At 71.6% G+C, this 1,735-nt stretch carries 2 protein-coding genes and 1 pseudogene; all 3 read left to right on the top strand.

Features of this window, described 5'->3' with window-relative positions:
* Positions 1–327, top strand: a 327-nt coding sequence (locus tag EDC22_RS17785) for a phage BR0599 family protein (protein ID WP_207903845.1), incomplete at its 5' end; no start/stop codon positions are given.
* Entirely contained in the window at positions 305–769 is a 465-nt protein-coding gene (locus tag EDC22_RS17780; RefSeq protein ID WP_132808101.1) for an NlpC/P60 family protein, read from the top strand. The genes EDC22_RS17785 and EDC22_RS17780, both read left to right, overlap by 23 nt.
* A 95-nt stretch (positions 770–864) precedes the next feature.
* Positions 865–1,735, top strand: a pseudogene (locus tag EDC22_RS18035) (baseplate multidomain protein megatron); the annotation flags it as partial.

The raw sequence follows: 1,735 nt of genomic DNA, 5'->3' as shown, positions 1-1,735 counted from the left end.
GGTCCGTTCGCCGACGGCTGGTTCCGGCATGGCCGACTCGTCTGGACCTCCGGCGCCAATGCCGGGCTCGCCGGCGCGATCCGCGCCGACCGTCGACGTCCCGACGGGATCGAGGTCGAACTGTGGCTGCGGGCGGCCCGGCCCGTCGCAACGGGCGACGGCGTCACGCTGACCGCCGGCTGCGACAAGACCTTTGCGACGTGCAGGGCGAAGTTCGCCAACACGGCGAACTTCCGCGGCTTTCCGCACATGCCGGGCAACGACCGGGCCTTCTCCTATGTGGTCGGCCAGTCGGGAGAGAACGATGGCGGCAGCTTCTTCAACTGATGCGGCCACCGTCACACGGGCGGCGATCGTCGCCGAGGCCCGCACGTGGCTCGGCACGCCCTATCGGCATCAGGCGTCGATGAAGGGCGCGGGCTGTGACTGCTTCGGGCTGGTCAGGGGCGTCTGGCGCGCGATGATCGGGCCGGAACCCGACGAGGTGCCGGCCTATTCGCGCGACTGGGGCAGCGTGCAGGGCACCGAGACGCTGCTCGCCACCGCCCGGCGCCATCTGATCGAGACCGATCCGGGCGCGCTCGCGCCGGGCGATGTCGTCGTGTTCCGCATCCGCCGCGGCATGATCGCCAGGCATGTGGGGATCGTCTCGGAGGCCGCGCCGGCCCGCTTCATCCACGCCCAGGAGCACGCGCCGGTCGCCGAGGTGGCGCTGTCGGACTGGTGGCGGCAGAGGATCGTCGCGGCCTTCGCGTTTCCGGGGCTGTGACGACGATCGGGCCGCCACCCGGTGCCGGCCGCGCGCCGCGACGGCCGCATCACCCCCCCACACACAAACCCGCCCACCCATGAGAGGCCGCACCCATGGCAACCGTCCTCCTCCAGTCGGCCGGCAGCGTCATCGGCGGGGCGATCGGCGGACCGGTCGGCGCGATGCTCGGCCGGGCGATCGGCGGGGCGGTGGGCTCGGTCATCGACCAGACGCTGATCGCCGCGCTGTCGCCGGTTGCCCGCCGCGACGGCCCGCGCCTCACCTCGGTCGACCTCACCGCCTCGACCGAGGGCGCGCCCATCGCCCGCCTCGTCGGCCGCTGCAGGCTCGCCGGGCAGATGATCTGGGCGACGCGGTTCCAGGAGGTCGGCATCGATTCCGGCGGCGGCAAGGGCTTCGGCGGCCCGTCGACCACCAGCTACAAATATTTCGCCAACTTCGCCGTGGCGCTGTGCGAGGGGCCGGTCCATCGCATCGGCCGCATCTGGGCCGACGGGCGCGAGCTCGACCACGACTATCCGGCCGGCTGGGTGACGATCCGCAAGTATCTCGGGACGGAAGACCAGGAGGCCGACTCGCTGATCGCGGCGAAGGAGGGGGCGGACAACGCGCCGGCCTATCGCGGCATCGCCTACATCGTCTTCGAGGCGATGGACCTCACCAGCTTCGGCAACCGCATGCCGGTGATCACCGCGGAGGTGTTCCGCGCCGTCGGCGATCTCGAACCGCTGGTCGAGGCGGTGGCGCTGATCCCCGGCTCGACCGAGTTCGGCTACGACCCGCTGACGCTCGGCCGGGCGACCGGGCCCGGCACCTATGTCACCGAGAACCGCAACGCGATGGTCGCCCCGTCCGACCTGCTCGCCTCGCTCGATACGCTCGAGGCATTGGCGCCGAACTGCGGCAGCGTCAACCTGGTCGTCGCCTGGTTCGGCACCGACCTCAGATGCGGACACTGCGAGA

The sequence above is a fragment of the Tepidamorphus gemmatus genome, from assembly GCF_004346195.1.
GTDB classification, from domain to species: domain Bacteria; phylum Pseudomonadota; class Alphaproteobacteria; order Rhizobiales; family Tepidamorphaceae; genus Tepidamorphus; species Tepidamorphus gemmatus.
The sequence above is the reverse complement of the archived record's forward strand: the minus strand, read 5'-3'. Positions and strand labels throughout refer to the sequence as shown.